General features: G+C 73.7%; 11 protein-coding genes and 1 CRISPR repeat array. Of the genes, 7 read left to right on the top strand and 4 right to left on the bottom strand.

Annotation, left to right across the window (positions count from 1 at the left end; all coding sequences use genetic code 11):
* On the top strand, positions 1 to 970 hold a 970-nt coding region (locus LJ221_RS08850), incomplete at its 5' end, for a universal stress protein (RefSeq protein WP_247719812.1).
* 26 nt (positions 971 to 996) lie between these two features.
* Here the strand turns inward: LJ221_RS08850 and LJ221_RS08845 are convergent.
* Positions 997 to 3,375 (bottom strand): phosphoketolase, encoded by a 2,379-nt coding sequence (locus LJ221_RS08845; protein ID WP_241715187.1) that lies wholly within the window; start codon positions 3,373 to 3,375, stop codon positions 997 to 999.
* Between the two features lie 253 nt (positions 3,376 to 3,628).
* Here LJ221_RS08845 and LJ221_RS08840 point away from each other — a divergent pair, with 253 nt between their 5' ends.
* A complete protein-coding gene (locus tag LJ221_RS08840; RefSeq protein WP_241715185.1) occupies positions 3,629 to 4,948 on the top strand; it encodes a GAF domain-containing protein in 1,320 nt (439 codons plus the stop codon).
* 342 nt (positions 4,949 to 5,290) lie between these two features.
* On the opposite strand, the gene LJ221_RS08835 is transcribed toward LJ221_RS08840, so the two are convergent.
* Positions 5,291 to 6,118, bottom strand: coding sequence for an MOSC domain-containing protein (locus tag LJ221_RS08835; RefSeq protein ID WP_241715183.1), 828 nt, complete (start codon positions 6,116 to 6,118; stop codon positions 5,291 to 5,293).
* 37 nt (positions 6,119 to 6,155) lie between these two features.
* The gene (locus LJ221_RS08830) at positions 6,156 to 6,608 is read right to left on the bottom strand and encodes a DUF6643 family protein (RefSeq protein ID WP_241715181.1); all 453 of its coding nucleotides are present in this window, start codon (positions 6,606 to 6,608) and stop codon (positions 6,156 to 6,158) included.
* Positions 6,609 to 6,835: 227 nt separating this feature from the next.
* Between LJ221_RS08830 and LJ221_RS08825 the strand changes: the two genes are divergently transcribed.
* The 4 genes from LJ221_RS08825 to LJ221_RS08805 all read left to right on the top strand — a co-directional run bounded on the left by LJ221_RS08825 (position 6,836) and on the right by LJ221_RS08805 (position 12,361).
* The gene (locus tag LJ221_RS08825; protein WP_241715193.1) at positions 6,836 to 8,089 is read left to right on the top strand and encodes a TerD family protein; all 1,254 of its coding nucleotides are present in this window, start codon (positions 6,836 to 6,838) and stop codon (positions 8,087 to 8,089) included.
* An 85-nt stretch (positions 8,090 to 8,174) separates the two neighbouring features.
* On the top strand, positions 8,175 to 8,966 hold the full coding sequence (locus LJ221_RS08820; RefSeq protein WP_241715179.1) for a glutamate racemase: 792 nt from the start codon (positions 8,175 to 8,177) through the stop codon (positions 8,964 to 8,966).
* 475 nt (positions 8,967 to 9,441) lie between these two features.
* Positions 9,442 to 10,278 carry a 3-hydroxybutyrate dehydrogenase gene (locus LJ221_RS08810; protein ID WP_241715177.1) on the top strand — a complete coding sequence of 279 codons (837 nt, stop codon included), beginning with the start codon at positions 9,442 to 9,444 and terminating at the stop codon, positions 10,276 to 10,278.
* Positions 10,279 to 10,381: 103 nt separating this feature from the next.
* Positions 10,382 to 12,361 carry a GAF domain-containing protein gene (locus tag LJ221_RS08805; RefSeq protein ID WP_241715176.1) on the top strand — a complete coding sequence of 660 codons (1,980 nt, stop codon included), beginning with the start codon at positions 10,382 to 10,384 and terminating at the stop codon, positions 12,359 to 12,361.
* Between the two features lie 52 nt (positions 12,362 to 12,413).
* Here LJ221_RS08805 and LJ221_RS08800 read toward each other — a convergent pair whose 3' ends face one another.
* Complete coding sequence (locus tag LJ221_RS08800; RefSeq protein ID WP_241715175.1) at positions 12,414 to 13,811, bottom strand: MFS transporter; 1,398 nt, start codon at positions 13,809 to 13,811, stop codon at positions 12,414 to 12,416.
* A gap of 651 nt (positions 13,812 to 14,462) precedes the next feature.
* Positions 14,463 to 15,102: a CRISPR direct-repeat array (repeat unit 29 nt; unit sequence GTGCTCCCCGCACCCGCGGGGATGGTCCC).
* 169 nt (positions 15,103 to 15,271) lie between these two features.
* Between LJ221_RS08800 and cas3 the strand changes: the two genes are divergently transcribed.
* Positions 15,272 to 18,238, top strand: a complete 2,967-nt coding sequence (gene cas3, locus LJ221_RS08795) for a CRISPR-associated helicase Cas3' (protein WP_241715191.1) — start codon at positions 15,272 to 15,274, stop codon at positions 18,236 to 18,238.
* Position 18,239: the final 1 nt, after the last annotated feature.

Raw genomic sequence — 18,239 nt, 5'->3', positions numbered from 1 at the left:
CCCCCCCCCCCCCCCCCCCGCCCCTGGAGGCGTGAGGACAGTGAACCGCTCCGCCCGGCTCCCCGTCGTGGTCGGCGTCGACGGCTCGGACCACTCCCTGCGCGCCCTGGACCGGGCGGTGGAGGAGGCCGTGTTGCGGGGCGCGCCCCTGGAGGTCCTGTGCGGCGTGCCCGCCCACCGGCTCGCGCCCGACACCGCCGGCACCACCGCCGGCACCGACGCCGCTTCCGGCACCGTCCGCGGGGCCGACGAGGAGCACCGGCGGGCACTGTCCCGGCAGGCCCGGCGGATCGCCGAGGCGGCAGCCGGACAGGCCCGGGAGAGCGCTCCGGGGCTGGAGGTGAGGCCGTCCGCGGTGGACGAGAGCGCCGTCGCCGCACTGGTGCGCGCCGGGCGCCGGGCCGCGCTCACCGTGGTCGGCACCCGCGGCCACGGAGGTTTCGCCGGGCTGCTGCTGGGCTCGGTGAGCCTGCGTGTGGCGGCGCACGCCGAGAGCCCTGTGATGGTCGTGCGCGGCGACAACGAGCGCCCTCGGCACACCGTGCTCGTGGGCGTGGAGTACGGGACGGACGCCGACGCGGTGCGTTACGGCTTCGAGGAGGCCGAGCGTCGGGCGGCGGCCCTGCTCGTCCTGCACGCCTGGGAGCTGCCGGTCTACCCCGGTGTCATGGTGCCGCCGCCGACCCGGGTGCTGGAGGAGATCGCCGAGGAGCAGGCCCGCTACGAGGAGAGCGTGCCGGTGGACGCCGTCGCCGGGCCGCGCGAGGCGCACCCGAACGTCGACGCCCGGGCCGAGACGGTGTACGCCGGGCCCGGCCACGCGCTGGTCCAGGCCAGCGCGTCCGCCGATCTCGTCGTCCTGGCGGCGCACCGCCGCCACCGCCTCTTCGGCATGCGCCTGGGCCCGGTCGCCCACGCGGTGCTGCACCACGCCCACTGCCCCGTGGCGCTCGTCCCCACCGCCGCCTGACCGCGTCCCCGTCCCGGCCCGGTTCGTCAGCCCGGCCAGCGCCAGCCGGCGACCTCGGGCAGGTCGGTGCCGTGCTCGCGGATCCAGCCATGGTGCCGCTCGCGCGTCTCCCGCACCGCCCCGAGCAGCCTGTCCGCCCGCTCCGCGAACCCCGACGCCCGGCCGACCACGTCCATGACCAGCCGGTAGCGGTCCAGGTCGTTGCGGACCACCATGTCGAACGGGGTGGTGGTCGCCCCGCTCTCCCGGTAGCCGCGCACGTGCAGCCGGTCGTGGAGGCCGGGCCGGTGGGCGATCCGGTGGATCAGCCACGGATAGCCGTGGTAGGCGAAGACCACCGGCCGGTCACGGGTGAACAGCGCGTCGAACTCCGCGTCCGGCAGCCCGTGCGGGTGCCGCGAGGCGGGCATCAGCCGGGCGATGTCCACGACGTTCACCACCCGCAGCGCCAGATCGGGCAGGTGCTCGCGCAGCAGCGAGGCGGCGGCCAGCGCCTCCTGGGTGGGCACGTCCCCGACGCAGGCCAGCACCACGTCCGGCTCCCGTCCCGGCCGTTCGGTCCCGGCCCACTCCCACACCCCGGCGCCGCGTTCGCAGTGCTCGCGCGCCCGAGCGGGCCCGAGCCAGTCGAAGCAGGGCTGCTTGCCGGCGACGACCACGTTGACCGTGTCCGTCGTCCGCAGCACGTGGTCGGCCACGCACAGCAGGGTGTTGGCGTCCGGGGGGAAGTAGGCCCGCACCACGTCGGGGCTCTTGGTGAGCACATGGTCGACGAAGCCGGGGTCCTGGTGGGAGAAACCGTTGTGGTCCTGGCGCCACACGTGCGAGGTCAGCAGGTAGTTCAGGCTCGGGACGGGAGTCCGCCAGGGCACCTCGCGGGCGCTCTGCAGCCACTTGGCGTGCTGGGTGACCATGCTCGCCACGATGGTGGAGAATCCCTCGTAGGAGGTGAACAGCCCGTGCCGCCCGGTGAGGGTGTAGCCCTCCACCCAGCCCTGGCACAGGTGCTCGGAGAGCACCTCCATCACCCGGCCGTGGCGGCCGAGGTTCCGGTCCGTCTCCAGCAAGGCGCCCTGCCAGGCGCGGGGCGTGGCCTCCAGGACGTCCTGGAGATGATTGGACTCGGCCTCGTCCGGGGCCGTCAGCCGGAAGTCGCGCCGCCGCGCGGTGTCCTCGAAGAGCCGCCGCAGCATGCCGCCCAGCACCCGGGTCGGCTCGTGGGAAGAGACGCCGGGCCCGTCCACCGGCACCGCGAAGTCCTCCGGGCCGCGCAGCGGCAGCGGCCTTCGCCGCCGGCCGCCGTCGGCGTGCTTCGAGGCCCCCAGCCGCCGCTCCCCGCGCGGTACCTGCGCCAGCACACCGGGCAGGGGGCGGCCGGAGCCGTCGAACAGCTCCTCGGGCCGGTACGAGCGCAGCCACCGCTCCAGCGCGCGCAGTCGGCCGGGGTCGTCGCGCACGTCCTTCACCGGGATCTGGTGGGAACGCCAGGTGTCCTCCACCGGGTCGCCGTCCGCCTCCCGCGGGCCGGTCCAGCCCTTGGGGGTGCGCAGCACGATCGCCGGCCAGCGCGGTCGTCCGGCCGCCCCCTCCTCGCGCGCCGTGCGCCGGATCGCGGTGATTTCGTCCAGTGCCGTGTCAAGGGCGGCGGCCAGGGCGCGGTGGACCTCGGCCGCGGGGGTGTCCGGGGCGGCCGTCACGTACAGCGGCTCGTGGCCGTAGCCGCGCAGCAGGGCGTCCAGCTCCTCGTGGGGGACGCGGGACAGCACGGTCGGATTGGCGATCTTGTAGCCGTTCAGGTGCAGGACGGGGAGCACCGCGCCGTCGTGCACCGGGTCCAGGAACTTGTTCGAGTGCCAGGAGGCGGCCAGCGGCCCCGTCTCCGCCTCGCCGTCCCCGACGACGCAGACGGCCACCAGGTCCGGGTTGTCCAGGGCGGCTCCGTAGGCGTGTGACAGGGAGTGCCCCAGCTCCCCGCCCTCCTGGATCGAGCCGGGCACCACCGGGGAGGTGTGGCTGGGCAGCCCGCCGGGAGAGGAGAACTGTTCGAACAGACGCACCATGCCCGCCTCGTCGCGCCCCATGCCGGGCCACAGCTCTCCGAAGGTGCCCTCCAGCCAGCTCCCCGCCAGTACCGCGGGCGCGCCGTGGCCCGGTCCCCACACGCACAGCGCTTCCAGGTCGCGGACGCGGATCACCCGGTTCAGATGGGTGTAGACCAGCCCCAGGCCCGGACAGGTGCCCCAGTGACCCAGCAGCCGTGGCTTGACGTGCTCAGGACGCAGCTCCTCGCGCAGCAGCGGATTGCCCCGGAGGTAGAGCTGGCCCGCCGCCAGGTAGTTCACGGCGCGCCAGTGCGCGTCCAGCTCGGCGCACTCGCGGTCGGCGAGCGGGGGGTGCGTCTGCATGGAACCTCCGGTCCTCACTCGGGTCGTCGCTCGGTTCGCGGCTCCGCTCACGGCTCGGCTCTGTCCCCGGGCTTCCCGGGCTCCTCGGGTCCCCGGGGGTGCGGGGCCTGTCCCCCCGTGTCCCCTCCGTACGGTCGGCCACACCCGTACGCGCCGTCCCGGTGCGAGCCGCGCGCCGGAGGGAGCCCCCGCGGGACACTCCCCGCCCGTCGCCCGGTTGCCGCGACACCCTCCCCGGCAGCACGATGGCGGCGTGTTCAGACAATGGCTGGCGCTGGAGGCGGGAGCGGACCCGGCCGAACGGGCCGGAGCGGTGCGCCGCGCCCACGAGGCGTTCCTGGCCGGGGGAGCGGTCGGCGGGCCCGTGCGCGGCCTGATAGCCGACTCCTGGCGGCGCTCGGCCGGGGCGTCGGTCCCGGTGGACCGTGTGGCACCCGTGGACCTCGCCGGCGACGACCTCGCCACCCACCGCCGGGAGCACCCCCTGGGCCGGGTCATGCCGCTGTTCCGGGAACTGCTGGGCGGCATCGCCGAGGACGGCGCCCACCTGCTGTCGGTCTGCGACGAGCAGGGCCGGATGCTGTGGGTGGAGGGCCACGCGGACGTCAGACGGCGCGCGGAGCGGATGAACTTCGTCCCTGGCGCCCGCTGGTCCGAACCCCACGCCGGGACCAACGCGCCCGGCACCGCGCTCGCCCTCGGGCACCCGGTGCAGATCTTCGCCGCCGAGCACTACTGCCGCCCCGTCCAGCCCTGGACCTGCGCCGCGGCCCCCGTCCACGATCCGCGAACCCGCCGGGTGCTGGGCGCCGTGGACATCACCGGGGGCGACCACCTCGCCTCACCGCACACTCTCGCCCTCGTCCAGGCCACCGTCCGGGCGGCCGAGGCCCAGCTCGCCTCCCTCGTCACGGCCACCGCTCCGGCCCGGCTCCTGGAGGCCCTGGGCCGTGACGGCGCCCTGCTCCACACCGGGCGGTCCCGGGCGCCGGTACGCCTGGGGGCGCGGCACAGCGAGATCGTGCTGCTGCTCGCCTCCCACCCGGACGGGCTCTCCGGCGGCCGGCTCGCTCTGGAGCTGTACGGCGAACGCGACGTCAGCCCTGTCACCCTGCGCGCCGAACTGTCCCGGCTGCGCGGGGTGCTGGGCCCGCTGCTGGCCTCCCGCCCGTACCGTCTGACCGCCCCGGTGCGCACCGACTGCGACACCGTCACCGAGGCGCTGGACGCCGGCGACCTGCCCACCGCGCTGGCCGCCTACCGGGGCCCGCTGCTGCCGCTGTCCGAGGCGCCCGGGGTGGTCCGGAGGCGGCGGACGCTGGAGGACGGGCTGCGGCGGGCCCTGCTCACCCGCCGGGATCCGGAACTGCTGGACACCTGGGTGCGCACCTCCTGGGGGGAGGACGACCTCGAAGTGTGGGAGGCCCTGGCCGGAGCGCTGCCCCCGGACGCCGGGGCGGCGCCCGGCGCCCGGCTGCGAGCTCTGCGCGAGGCCTACGGGATCGGCCGTCCGGGAGGGCCGAGGGCGCCGCGCCGCCGGGGCGCAACGTTCCCGCAACCTCCCGTTGCCTAACGTGGCGCTGCGCCTTCGCCGTTCGGCCGCCCGCGGGCGGACCGGTGCGGCGGAGCCTCTCGTGTTCCGTTCCATGGGGACGCCTTCGGAAGGGCTCCCGGCCGCCCGGCGGCGCCCGGGCCCTGCCCGGGCCGATCGCCCCGTGGCCGCCGGCGCCGGGAGGGGCCGCCCATGCCCGGGCGGTGCGCACCCGGGAGCGGGACGTGGAGCGGCGTTCCACTCCCGGACGGCCAGGGGGGCACGGCGGGGCCGCACGGCCTGCTTGACGGCGAGCAGGGCGTGTCCGGTGGGGACCTCGCGTATGCGGGGCCTCGTTCCGCCCCGCCGTGCCGCCCGCGCCCGTCAGTCCAGGACTTCGAAGAGGTCGCCCGTACGCAGGGAGCCGGTGTTCTCGGGGACGAGGAGCTGCCCGAACAGCAGCCGGTCGCCGAAGCGGCGGTGCCTGGCCAGGGTGCGCAGCGGCTCCTTGCCCCGTTCGGCCGTGGCCTGGTCGGTGGTGGTCACCACGCAGCGGCCGCAGGGCTTGGCGACCCGGAAGGACACCCCGCCGATCCGGACGCGGCGCCAGCCGTCCTCGGACCAGGGCGCGGTGCCCTCGACCACCACGTTGGGCCGGAAGCGGTCCATCGGCAGCGGACCCTCGTCCGGGTGATCCCCCTGCTCTATCAACAGGTTGAGGGCGTCCAGCGACGACACCGTGGTGAGCAGCACCGGGAACGCGTCGGCGAGGCTCACCGTCTCGCCCGGGCGGCCGTGCGAGGAGGTGACGGGGCGTCGGCGCTCGGGCGCGTCCATGTGGACCAGCCGGGCCTGTGTCCCCAGATACGCCGTCAGCCAGCCGTGTGCCTCGTCGGACGCGGGCACCGCCTCGACCTTGGTGCGCCACACCTCGAACACGCCGGTGCCCGAGGCCGGGTCCGGCACCTCGACGGTCAGCGAGGGCATTTCGGGGGCGGACAGTCGCAGGCCGCCGCCGGGCAGCGGCTCGGCGGCGGCCAGCGCCAGGTGCGGGTGCCCGCGCTGGGTGAGCGGTGCGCCGTCGGGACCGACCGCCATCCAGAGCCGGTCCCCCGACAGCCCCCATGGCTCCACGACGGCACGGGCGGTGCCGACACCCGCGAACGATTTCACCGGGTAGAGGTTGAGCGCGGCCAGTGTGGGCGTGGTCATGAACCCATCCTGCCACCCGGGTCGGACAGTCGGCGGGTCAGTGACCACGCCCCTGGTACGAGTGGCTGTAGGGCTCCTCGTACGAGCCGGGGTACGGGTCCTGGACGGGCGCCGGACGGGCGGCGACCGGACGCATCTGCTGCGGCTGGGGCTGCGGCTGGTGCGGGTAGCCGTATCCGCCGCGCGGCGCGGGGGCCTGCTGCGGGATGTGGGGCGCGGGCGTCTGCTGCAGCGGCGCGGGCTGCTGGTAGGTCTGGGCCGGGTAGCCCCGCGGCGGCTGCGGCTGGTAGGAGGGCCCCGACGGCAGCGCGGGCAGCGCGGCCGGGAGGGCGGGCAGGTGGTCCGAGGTCTCGTACGGGGAGGCCGGAACACGTATGGGCGCGATCTGAGGGGTGCCCCGCTCGGCGACCAGGCTGTCGTAGATCGGGGTGTCAGCGAAGGACGGCGCGCTGTAGTAGCCACCGCCGTAGGTGCTGCGGGGGGACGTCATACTCATAAGTTAAGCCCACGATGTGCTGGTTGGGGAGAGAGAAAAGAAGGTCATTTGACGGGCTCTGCGCGGTCATCGGCCGCAACTGCCGGGAAAAATGGAGAAAGCGGTCATCTCGTTCGTTTGGGGGCGAGGATGCCCGTCAAGGCTCGGGGTGAGGCCGGAAGCGGGGCCCGGCGGAGCGCCGCGGACGCGGACGGTCCGGTCACGGAGAGGAAGACATGACCATGCTCAAAGGTGCCAACATCCCGGTTCCCGCCGACTCGGTCAGGGTCGAGGTGGGATGGCGCACCGGACCGGGGGTGCCGGACGTGGACGCCTCGGCGTTGCTGCTGGCCTCCTCGGGCAGGGTCCGCTCGGACGGCGACCTCGTCTTCTACAACCAGGCACGGCACTCCTCGGGCGCCGTGCGCCACGAGGGCAGGAGGCCCGAGGGCGACGCCGTGACCGACACCCTCGCCGTGGACCTCGACCGGGTCGAGCCCGCGATCGAGAAGGTCGTCGTCGCCGCCTCCGCGGACGGCGGGGACTTCGGCCGGGTGCCGGAGCTGCGCGTACGGGTGCTCGACGCCGGCAGCGGAGCCGAACTCGCCCGGTTCGACAGCCGGGACGCCACCGTGGAGACCGCCTTCGTGCTCGGCGAGCTCTACCGCAGGCAGGGCGTCTGGAAGTTCCGGGCGGTGGGGCAGGGGTACGACAGCGGACTGGCCGGCCTCGCCACCGACTTCGGGATCGCCGTCGACGAGCCACAGGCGCCGCCGTCTCCCCCGGTCGCCGCGCCGCCGGCCCCCGCCGCCGTGCCTTCACCGTCGCCGCAGCCACCCCGGCCCGCGCCGCGGCCGGTACGGCTGAGCAAGGTCACCCTGACCAAGGAGGCGCCCACCGTCTCGCTGGCCAAGCAGGGCGGCACCTCCGGCGCGATGCGCGTCAACCTCAACTGGCGGACCAGCGGGCGGTCCGGGGGCTGGGGGAGCAGGCTGAGCCGGGCCCTGGCGCCGCAGGCCGGCCCCGACCTGGACCTGTGCGCCCTGTACGAGCTCACCGACGGCAGCAAGGGAGTCGTCCAGGCCCTCGGCGACGCCTTCGGCGCGCTGCACCGGCCGCCGTACCTCCACCTCGACGGCGACGACCGCACCGGTGCGGTGGAGACTGGCGAGAACCTCACGATCAACCTCGACCACAGGGAGAGCTTCCGGCGGATCCTGATCTTCGTCACGATCTACGAGGGCGCCCGCAGCTTCGCCGGTCTCCACGCCACGGTGACGCTCACACCGCGGCACGGCGCGCCCGTCGACTTCTCCCTCGACGAGTGCGACCTCCCCTCCACCGTCTGTGCCCTGGCGCTGATCACCAACGACGGAGGCGACCTGCTGGTCCGGCGCGAGTCGCGCTTCCTGGTGCCGGAGCGAGGAGTGAGCCCGCAGCGGACGGTGGACCAGGCCTACGGATGGGGCATGCGGTGGACTCCCGGCCGCAAGTGACCTCCCCCGGGCGGCCTCCCGCGCACGACGCCGGCCGGGCCGTCCGGTGGGTGCCGCGCCCGCCCGTGCCCGTACGCTGTGATCCGTGAGAATCGCGCTTCTGGACTCCGGGATCGGGTTGCTGGCCGCCGCGGCGGCGGTACGGCGTGCGAGACCCGACGCCGACCTCGTCCTGTCCTCCGACCCCGACGGCATGCCCTGGGGACCGCGGACCGCCGACGACATCACCGCCCGCGCCCTGGACTGCGCGCGGGCGGCCGCCGCGTACGGGCCCGACGCGCTGATCGTCGCCTGCAACACCGCCTCCGTGCACGCCCTGGAAGTGCTGCGCGCCGAGCTGGAGCCGGCGGTGCCGGTCGTCGGCACGGTGCCCGCCGTCAAACCGGCCGCCGCCGCGGGCGGGCCCCTGGCCGTCTGGGCCACCCCCGCCACCACCGGCAGCCCCTACCAGCGCCGCCTCATCGCCCGGTTCGGCAACGGGGCCGAGATCGCCGAGGTGCCCTGTCACGGGCTGGCCGACGCCGTGGAGAGGGGGGACGGGACCGCCGTCGACGCCGCCGTCGCCGCGGCCGCGGCCCTCACCCCGCGCACGGTGCGGTCAGTGGTGCTGGGCTGCACCCACTACGAACTGGTCGCCGAGCGGATCCGCGCCGCCGTCCACTTCCCGCCGACCCCCGAACCGGTGCTGTACGGCTCGGCCGCCGCGGTCGCGGTCCAGGCGCTGCGGCGCATCGACGCGGAACCGGCGCCGGAGGTGCCCCCCACCGGCACCCTGACCGTCCTCCACGGCGGCAGGCCCACCGAACTGCCCGGTCCCGTGCGCGGCTACGCCGAGGGACGCCTGCTGGTGGCGGACCGCGCCGTACGGACCGGCTGAACAGGCGGCTGAGCGGGGACGCGCCGCGGGAGCGCGGCGCATCCCCTACGGGACGTCCCCCCACCTCTCCGGCGGTCGCCAGCCCCACCAGCACCCCGCCCAGCCGGCGCGGCAGCCCGCCGAAGCCGCGGTGCGCGAGGTGTACGAGGAGACCGCGGTGCGGGCCGTGCCCGAACGGCTGGTACTGGTGCGGACGCCGGCCCCGGTCCGCTGTCCCAACGGGGACGTCTGCCAGTTCGTGGACACGTCCTTCCGCTGCCGCGCGGTGGCGGCCGGGCACGGGTCAACGACGAGGAGTCCTTGGAGGTGGAGTGGTCCGGCCCGGACGAGCTGTCCCCGCCGGAGGAGTTCGCGCTGACGCGCATCGACCGGGCGAGGAGCGACGGACCCACGTGGTTCCAGACCACCGCGGGGCGGTGAAGTATGGGTGCGGAACACATCGGTGGGGGAGTGGCCGCTGCCTAGGGTGCTGGCCATGACCGCGCCGCGAACCCCGCGTACCGTCCCCCCGCCCTCCGTTCCCGACCCGGCCCCGGGTCCCCCCGCCGCGCCGCTCGACCTCGCCGGGCGCACCGCCCTGGTCACCGGCGCGGCCGGAGGCATCGGCAGGGCCTGCGCCCTGCGGCTGGCCGCCGCGGGTGCCGAGGTCCGCGCGGTGGACCGGGACGCCGAAGGACTGCGAAGGCTGGCCGAGCTGGCGGAGGGCCTGCCCGGAGCCCTGAAGCAGGTCCACCTCGACCTCACCGACCTCGACGCCGCCGAGCGGACCGCCGCCGGCACCGACGTGCTGGTCAACAACGCCGGACTCCAACTGGTGCGCCCTCTCCAGGAGTTCCCGCCGGACGTCTTCCGCACCGTGCTGACGGTGATGCTGGAGGCCCCCTTCCGGCTGGTGCGCGGCGCCCTGCCGCACATGTACGACCGGGGCTGGGGCCGGATCGTCAACATCTCCTCGGTCCACGGGCTGCGCGCCTCCGCCTACAAGTCCGCCTACGTCAGCGCCAAGCACGGGCTGGAGGGCCTGTCCAAGGTCGTCGCCCTGGAAGGTGCCGCACACGGCGTCACCTCCAACTGCGTCAGCCCGGCCTATGTGCGCACCCCACTGGTGGAGCGGCAGATCGCCGACCAGTCCGAGGCGCACGGCATCCCCGCCGACCGCGTGGTCTCCGAGATCATGCTCGCCGACGCGGCCGTCAAGCGGCTGATCGAGCCGGAGGAGGTCGCCGAGGCCGTCGCCTATCTGTGCGGCCCGCAGGCATCCTTCGTCACCGGCGCGTCCCTGGCGATGGACGGCGGCTGGACGGCGCACTGACCCGCGCCCCGGCGTTGACCGGCCCGCACCCCGGCGCGCCGGGCGCACACGCCCGCGTACGCCCCCTGGCGCACCCGTACCATCGGCAGGTATTCCTGTGCCCATGCCCGAGCACCACGCCGCCGAGCCCGCCACCGGGCCCGCCGAACCGGCGACCGGACCCGACACCGGGCCCGACGCCGGATCCGCACCCCTGACGTTCCTGGAACTCCTCGCCCGCGGCGCCCCCGCCGAGGAGTACGAGAGGCCCGGCCGGCCGAACGGTTCCCCCGCGGCGGACCGCGCCCGCATGCTCGCCCTGCGGGTACGGTCCGAACTGGAGGGACGCCGCAGACGTGAGGCGGAACTGACGGCGCTGTTCGCCACGGCGCACGACCTGGCGGGAGTGCGGGAGCTGGACGACGTGCTGCGCGCCATCGTCCAGCGCGCCCGCTCCCTGCTGGGCACCGAGGCCGCCTACATGACCATCAACGACCCCGAGGCCGGCGACACCTACATGCGCGTCACCGAGGGGTCGGTCTCCGCACGCTTCCAGCAGCTCCGCCTGGGCATGGGGGAGGGGCTGGGCGGGCTGGTCGCCCAGACCGCGCGTCCCTACGTCACCGACGACTACATGCGCGACGAGCGCTTCCTGCACACTCGCAACATCGACTCCGGGGTTGGCGACGAGGGCCTGGTGGCGATCCTGGGGGTGCCGCTGATGCTCGGCCGGGAGGTGATCGGCGTGCTCTTCGCGGCCGACCGCCGCCCACGTGTCTTCGACCGCGAGCAGGTCGCTCTGCTGGCCTCCTTCGCCGCCCACGCGGCCGTCGCCATCGACACCGCCCGCCTGCTGGCCGAGACCCGCGAGGCGATGGCCGAGCTGGAGGCCGCCAACGCCATCATCCGCGACCGCAGCGCCGCCATCGAACGCTCCTCGGAGGTCCACGACCGGCTCGCCGAGCTGGTCCTGCGCGGCAAAGACGTGGACGACGTGGCCGCCGCCGTCTCCGAAGTCCTGGACGGAGAAGTGGAGTTCGCGGAGATAACCGATGGAGGCGCGAGCGCGCCGGTCCGGGCCGTCGAGCGCTCCCGCCGCGACGGCCACGCGGTGCGCGACGGCGACTCCTGGGTGGCGGCCGTCTCCGCGGGCGGCGAACTGCTGGGCGCGCTGGTGCTGCGCGGCCACCGCGGGCTCGACCCCATGGACCAGCGCACCCTCGAACGCGCGGCCATGGTCACCTCGCTGCTGCTGCTGGCCCGCCGCTCGGCGAGCGAGGCCGAGCAGCGGGTGCGCGGCGAGATCCTGGACGACCTGCTGGACGCCGCCGACCGTGACCCCCGGCTGCTGCGTGAACGCGCCGCCCGGCTCGGGGCCGACCTCGACGTCCCGCATGTCGTCCTCGCCGCCAGGCTGGACACCGAAGGCGGCGCGGGGCGGCAGGAGGCCACCGACCGGCAGCGGCTGTGGTCGGCCGCCTCCCATCTGGCCGCCACCCGGCACGGACTGGCCGCCGCCCGGGCAGGCGGCACCGTGCTGCTGCTGCCGCTGGCCGGCGAGGAGGGCTCCGCGGAACACGAGCCCTCCGAAGGCCCCGGCGGCACGGCCCGGCAGGTAGCCGCCCAGCTCGGTGCGGCCGTCCACGCTCCCGTCACCGTCGGGGCCTCCCCGCCGGTACCCACGCCGGCCGCCGACCCGGCGGCGGTGGCCGCCGCCTGCGACGAGGCCCGCCGCTGTCTGGACACTCTGCGGCTGCTGGGCCGCTTCGGCGAGGGCGCGGCCTCCGGGGAACTGGGCTTCCTCGGGCTGCTGCTGGCCGACGGCCGGGATGTCGAGGGCTTCGTCCACCGCACTCTCGGCCCGCTCCTGGAGTACGACGGGCGCCGCGGCACGGACCTGGTGGGCACTCTGGAGGCGTACTTCGCCTCCGGCTCCAGCCCGGCCCGGACCAAGGACGTACTCCACGTCCACGTCAACACCGTCGCCCAGCGGCTGGAACGCGTCGGGCGACTGCTGGGAAGCGACTGGCAGTGCCCGGACAGAGCCCTGGAGGTGCAGCTCGCGCTGCGGCTGCACCGGATGTCCGTCGCCGTCACCCGCTGAACGCCGGCCGGTCTCGCCCGGCGTTCGGCGGGCGGCGGTGCCCGTCCGGAGGTCAGGGTCCGTCCACGGGGACGGAACGGCCGCGTGGCGCAGGCGCCGCCTCCTCCGGCTCGCCGATCCGCTCCAGATCCCGCATCCGGGTCTCCTTGGCCACCCCGACCGCGAGCAGCGTGAGCAGCGCGGCGGCGATCACGTACAGAGCCACCGGCGTCGAACCCCCGAAGTCCGCCAGCAGGGCGGTGGCGATCAGCGGGGCCGGGGCACCGGCGGCGACCGACGAGAACTGCGCGCCGATCGAGGCCCCGGAGTAGCGCACCCTGGTCGCGAACAGCTCGGAGAAGAAAGCCGCCTGCGGAGCGTACATCGCGCCGTGGAGGACCAGCCCGACCGTCACCGCCAGCAGCACCGCGCCGAAGGACTCGGTGTCGACCAGCCAGAAGAACGGGAACGCCCACAGACCGATCCCGGCCGCGCCCAGCAGATAGACCGGCTTGCGCCCCCACCGGTCCGACAGCGCGCCCCACACCGGGATCGCCGCGAAGTGGACGGCGGAGGCGATCAGCACCGCGTTGAGCACCGTCTGCTTCTCCAAGTCCAGGTGCTTGGTGCCGTAGACCAGGACGAAGGCGGTGATGACGTAGTAGCTGATGTTCTCCGCCATCCGCGCGCCCATCGCGATCAGCACGTCGCGCCAGTGGTGGCGCAGCACGGCCAGCAGCGGCATGGCCTCCGCCGTCGTGTCCCCGGCCTTCTCGGCGGCCCTGCGTGCCTCGGCCTTCGCCAGAGCGGCCCTGAAGACCGGCGACTCGTCGACCGACAGCCGGATCCACAGGCCGACCAGTACCAGCACACCGGACAGCAGGAACGGCACGCGCCAGCCCCAGGAGACGAACGCGTCCTCCGACAGCACCGCCGTCAGCACCGCCAGCACGGCGGTGGCCAGCAACTGGCCCGCCGGCGCGCCGGTCTGGGGCCAGGACGCCCAGAAACCGCGCCGGCGCGCGTCGCCGTGCTCCGACACCAGCAGCACCGCGCCGCCCCACTCGCCGCCGAGCGCGAAACCCTGCACCAGCCGCAGCACGGTCAGCAGGACGGCGGCCGTGGAGCCGAGCTGGGCGTGGGTGGGCAGCAGCCCGATCGCGAAGGTCGCGCCGCCCATCAGCAGCAGGCTGATCACCAGCAGCTTCTTGCGGCCGAGCCGGTCGCCGTAGTGGCCGAAGACCAGCGCGCCGACAGGGCGGGCGACGAAGCCGACCGCGTACGTCAGGAAGGCCAGCAGCGTACCGACCAGCGGATCGGACTCTGGGAAGAACAGCTTGTCGAAGACGAGCGCGGCGGCGGAGCCGTAGAGGAAGAAGTCGTACCACTCGATGGTGGTGCCGATCAGGGACGCGGTGACCACGCGCCTGAGGTTGGAAGGAGCGGGCGGGGCGCTTGCGGGTGACGGCATCGGCACCACTTCCTGAGGCTCGACGGGGACGTTCGTGTGCCGCCACACCGTAGGAAAGCCCAGGTCGCGGGCGTATGTGGTGGGGCACCACAGTTCCGCGCGCCGCGGTGCGCGCGCCCGCCATGCCGCGGGGCGTGGAACTGTGGTGCCCCGCGGCATGGCGGCCCCGCGAGGGGGCTGGCGAGGTCGGACGGGGCGATGTCAGAACTGCCCCGCTCGGGTGTGGTTCGCGAGTGCGGCGCCGACCCCCGCGCTGACTCGGTGCTGACTGAAAGCCCATGTCACCGCCACCCCTCCGCACCCCGGTGACCCGCGAACCACGGCCGACGGGCGGCATCTGCGCCCGGTACGCGAACCGGCTGCCCCGGCGGTCGTCCGCCACTGACCCCGGCACGGCTTCTTCGGCCCGAGCGCCCAAGGGTGTGTGGTGGGAGGCCCGTTCGTGTTCATGCGGCTGTACTGCTCCCGTCGACTGCGGGCCCGCCAGGGAAGGCCACTGCCTTTGGGAGGGTGTCAGCTCATAGGATGCTGCCCGGAGCGAGAACAAGGTGGCGAGTCGTGGGTGATGTGCGCTATATGGTAACTATGTCGAACTCTCTGAAACTGCTCAGAAATCGCGGTTCCGGCGAGTAAAACTGCAGGTCACTCAGTGTGCTCCCCGCACCCGCGGGGATGGTCCCAGCGGGCGCTGCGGTTGGAGGTCGCCACCGCCGTGCTCCCCGCACCCGCGGGGATGGTCCCCCGAACCCCCCGCCCGCGACGGGCGAGGAGAAGTGCTCCCCGCACCCGCGGGGATGGTCCCTCGAACGGCTCCTCGGAAAGCTGCTCAACCGCGTGCTCCCCGCACCCGCGGGGATGGTCCCTACATGGCGGACCGATGGACGGTGAGCGCCTGGTGCTCCCCGCACCCGCGGGGATGGTCCCCAGTCGCACGGCCCTCTCCCCTCTCGCTGTAAGTGCTCCCCGCACCCGCGGGGATGGTCCCTAGGACACGGGGCGGGGGACGGGGAGGGGTTGGTGCTCCCCGCACCCGCGGGGATGGTCCCCTCATGCACCGGAACCCCATCACCTTCGATCCGTGCTCCCCGCACCCGCGGGGATGGTCCCGCCAGCCGGGCGCCTCGGAGCCTCATCTTGAAGTGCTCCCCGCACCCGCGGGGATGGTCCCGCCAAGACCCGCGACGCGGTCCGCGCCTACCAGTGCTCCCCGCACCCGCGGGGATGGTCCCGTGATCACCCTGGGGCCCCGGGACGCATCCCCGGTGCTCCCCGCATCCGTAGGGGTAGTTCTTCGGGGGAGCGACAGAGCCGGTCTTCTTCGCTCCAGGGACAGGCATGTCAGTCGCTGCTCTGGAACGTGGGAACTAGCTATATAAAGACAGCTCTTTTCTTTTGCGTTCAATTTCTGTCATTCGGGTGTTTGGTGGACGGAGTATGTGTTCACTGAGGCCGTGATCAGCATGGGGGCCGAGAGAGCTGGCCTGGGGGAGCGCCTGGCCGGTGCGGTGCGGACCTTGTGGGCCAAGCACGACCGGGCGACGGATGGATGGTTGCCGCTGTGGCGGCACATGGCCGACAGCGCTGCCGTGGCGGGCTTGCTGTGGGATCACTGGCTCCCGTCGAACGTCAGGACGTTGGTGGCAGAGCCGTTGCCGCAGGGGTTGGAGGATGCACGTCGGCTTGCGGTGTGGTGTGCGGCCACGCACGACATCGGCAAGGCGACTCCGGCTTTCGCCTGCCAGGTGGATTCCCTCGCGGATGCGATGCGTGCGGCGGGCCTCGACATGCCGAGCCGTAAGCAGTTCGGTGACGACCGGCGAATGGCCCCGCACGGCCTGGCAGGGCAGCTGCTGATCCAGGAGTGGCTCACCGAGCGCTTCGGCTGGACGAAGCGTGCCACGATGCAGTTCGGCGTCATAGCCGGCGGGCACCATGGGGTACCGCCGGGGCACAGCCAGATACTCGACCTCGAAATCCATCCTGAGCTGCTGCGCACCCCCGGTCCGGCCGAGGCCGTCTGGCGATGTGTGCAGACGGAGCTGCTGGACGCGTGCGCGGACGTATACGGGGTACGGGAGCGGCTGGCGGGCTGGCAGTCGGTGAATCTGCCCCAGCCGGTGCAGGTGGCGCTGACCGCGTTGGTCATCGTCGCCGACTGGGTCGCCAGTAATCCCGATCTCTTCCCGTACTTCCCCGAGGAGTGTCCGCGCGGTGACGCGGAGCGGGTGACGGCTGCCTGGCGTGGGCTGAGGCTGCCTCCGCCGTGGCGGCCTGCCGAACCACAGGTGAGTGCCGGGGAGTTGTTCGCCGCACGCTTCGACTTGCCGCCCGGGGCGCGGGTCCGTCCGGTCCAGGAGAAGACTGTGCGACTGGCGAGGTCGATGCCGTCGCCTGGTCTGATGGTGATCGAGGCGCCGATGGGGGAGGGGAAGACAGAGGCGGCGCTGGCGGCCGCAGAGGTCTTCGCCGCGCGGTCCGGCGCGGGCGGGGTGTTCGTGGCCCTGCCGACGATGGCCACCAGCAACGCGATGTTCCCCCGCATGCTGGACTGGCTCGACCGCCTGCCTCCCGACGGTCTGAGTGACATCGGTCCGGAGTGGGGTGAACGGACGGTTCTGCTGGCTCACTCCAAGGCCGCCCTCAACGAGCACTACGCGGATCTGATGCGTGCGAGCAGGAGTCGCATCGCGGCGGTCGACCAGTTCGGCGACGAGGGAGAGGTGCGTCCGTCCGCCGACGTCCGCTCCGCCGCGGCCGAGCTGGTCGCTCATCAGTGGCTGCGGGGCCGGAAGAAGGGGCTGCTGGCTTCGTTCGCGGTGGGCACGATCGACCAGTTGTTGATGGCCGGCCTCAAGAGCCGGCATCTGGCGCTGCGCCACCTGGCGTTCGCCGGGAAGATCGTCGTGATCGACGAGGCCCACGCCTATGACACCTGGATGAACACCTACCTCGACCGTGTCCTGTCCTGGCTTGGCTCCTATCGGGTACCCGTGGTGGTGCTCTCGGCCACGTTGCCGGCGGGGCGGCGCCGGGAGCTGGCCGAGGCGTATGCCGGCACCGCCGAGGGTGGCCGGGAGGTGTATGCCGCGCTTGCCGCGGCCGACGGGTACCCCCTGCTCACGGCGGTGTCTCCGGGGACCGCCCCGGCGGTGGAGACGCCTGCCGCCTCGGGACGTCGCACGGATGTGCGGCTGGAGCGGCTGAACGACGATCTGGACGCACTTGCCGACCGCTTGGCGGAGGAGCTTGCCGACGGTGGCTGCGCGCTGGTGGTGCGCAACACAGTGGACCGGGTCCTGGAAGCAGCCGGCGTCCTGCGGGAGAGGTTCGGGGACAAGGCGGTGACGGTGGCGCATGCCCGGTTCCTCGACCTCGACCGGGCCGACAAGGACGCCGGGTTGCTGAAACTCTTCGGCCCGCCGGGTGAGGACGGGACGTCACCGCACCGCCCCCGTGAAGCCCGCATCGTGGTCGCCAGCCAGGTCGCCGAGCAGTCACTGGACGTGGACTTCGACCTGCTCGTGACGGACCTGTGCCCGGTCGACCTGCTGCTGCAGCGGATGGGGCGGCTGCACCGCCACCGGCGCGGCGACCGCCCGGCCGGTCTGCGGCAGGCGCGCTGCCTGGTCACCGGTGTCGACTGGGCTGCTGCGTCCGTGCCGTTGCCGGTGAAGGGATCCTGCCGTGTCTACGGTGATTACCCGCTGTTGCGTTCCCTGGCCGTGCTGGAACCGTACGTCCTGGATGCGTGCGGTGGTGGCGACACTGTCGTGCGGCTTCCGGAGGACATCAGCCCGCTGGTGCAGCGTGCCTACGGCGACGAGCCCCTGGGGCCGGAACAGTGGGCGGAGAGATTCGAGCAGGCCCGACGCGACCACGAGGCACACTGCGCCCGGCAACAGCGGGGAGCGGAGGCCTTCCGGCTGGACAAGGTACGCCGAGCCGGGCGCTCGCTGACCGGCTGGATCGACGCCGGAGCCGGTGACGCCGACGACACCCGGGCCGGCCGGGCCCAGGTCCGCGACGGTGAGGAGAGCCTGGAGGTCCTGGTGGTACGCCGCCGGGCCGATGGCACCTTGACCACTGTGCCCTGGCTCGGCCGAGGACTTGGCGACCTGGAGTTGCCGACCGATGCCGTTCCCGCCTACAAGGCGGCACGCGCCGTCGCAGCGAGCGGGCTGCGACTTCCGTACCACTTCTCCTATCCGCGCGTGCTGGACCGGGCGATCGAGGAGTTGGAGGAACTGTGCGTTCCGGCCTGGCAGGCCAAGGAATGCCATTGGCTGGCAGGGGAGTTGATCCTGATCCTCGATGACGGCGTCGACGGCGAATGTCAGGCCCGGCTGGCAGGCTACGAACTCCGTTACAGCCAGACCGATGGGCTGCGGGTGGTCCGCGAGGGAGCGGACAGGCAGGGGAATGTGTAGA

Source organism: Streptomyces sp. CNQ085 (genome assembly GCF_022614595.1).
Classification (GTDB): Bacteria; Actinomycetota; Actinomycetes; order Streptomycetales; family Streptomycetaceae; genus Streptomyces.
The sequence above is the reverse complement of the archived record's forward strand: the minus strand, read 5'-3'. Positions and strand labels throughout refer to the sequence as shown.

Coding starts and splice junctions, on each gene's coding strand:
- LJ221_RS08845 (WP_241715187.1), bottom strand. CDS start 3,375: ATGCAGACGCACCCCCCGCTCGCCGACCGCGAGTGCGCCGAGCTGGAC.
- LJ221_RS08835 (WP_241715183.1), bottom strand. CDS start 6,118: ATGACCACGCCCACACTGGCCGCGCTCAACCTCTACCCGGTGAAATCG.
- LJ221_RS08830 (WP_241715181.1), bottom strand. CDS start 6,608: ATGACGTCCCCCCGCAGCACCTACGGCGGTGGCTACTACAGCGCGCCG.
- LJ221_RS08825 (WP_241715193.1), top strand. CDS start 6,836: ATGCTCAAAGGTGCCAACATCCCGGTTCCCGCCGACTCGGTCAGGGTC.
- LJ221_RS08810 (WP_241715177.1), top strand. CDS start 9,442: ATGACCGCGCCGCGAACCCCGCGTACCGTCCCCCCGCCCTCCGTTCCC.
- LJ221_RS08805 (WP_241715176.1), top strand. CDS start 10,382: ATGCCCGAGCACCACGCCGCCGAGCCCGCCACCGGGCCCGCCGAACCG.
- LJ221_RS08800 (WP_241715175.1), bottom strand. CDS start 13,811: ATGCCGTCACCCGCAAGCGCCCCGCCCGCTCCTTCCAACCTCAGGCGC.
- cas3 (WP_241715191.1), top strand. CDS start 15,272: ATGGGGGCCGAGAGAGCTGGCCTGGGGGAGCGCCTGGCCGGTGCGGTG.